Annotated in this window: 1 pseudogene; it reads right to left on the minus strand. The window is 58.6% G+C overall.

Annotated features, from left to right (window positions below):
• Positions 1-50 precede the first annotated feature (50 nt).
• A pseudogene (locus SQ11_RS16970) lies at positions 51-140 on the minus strand (PEP-CTERM sorting domain-containing protein); the annotation flags it as partial.
• Positions 141-324: the final 184 nt, after the last annotated feature.

The following is a 324-nucleotide window of genomic DNA, read 5'->3' on the forward strand; positions in this document are numbered from 1 at the left end:
AAAAGCCACAAAGGGCCATCTGCCCTCTGTGGCTCAGGCTCAGGCGCTGCCTAAGCAGTCTTGCGGCGCCGCCCCATAAAACCCACCAGGCCGAGACCCGCCAACAGCATGGCATAGGTTTCGGGTTCCGGCACCGGGGATAGCACGAACAGCATGGAGTTGGGTGTGCCCGTGTCCTCGGCCGGCAATGAGGTAGGTGATCGGGGCCATGCAAGCGTTGCCGCGGCTTTACTGGCGAGAGCCAAGGGCGCTAAAATTCTACGTGTACATGATGTAAAAGCAACCAAGGATGCGCTGGCGGTTTATGATGCGATAAACATCGTG

Origin of the sequence: Nitrosospira sp. NpAV (assembly GCF_000832065.1) — a bacterium.
GTDB lineage: Bacteria > Pseudomonadota > Gammaproteobacteria > Burkholderiales > Nitrosomonadaceae > Nitrosospira.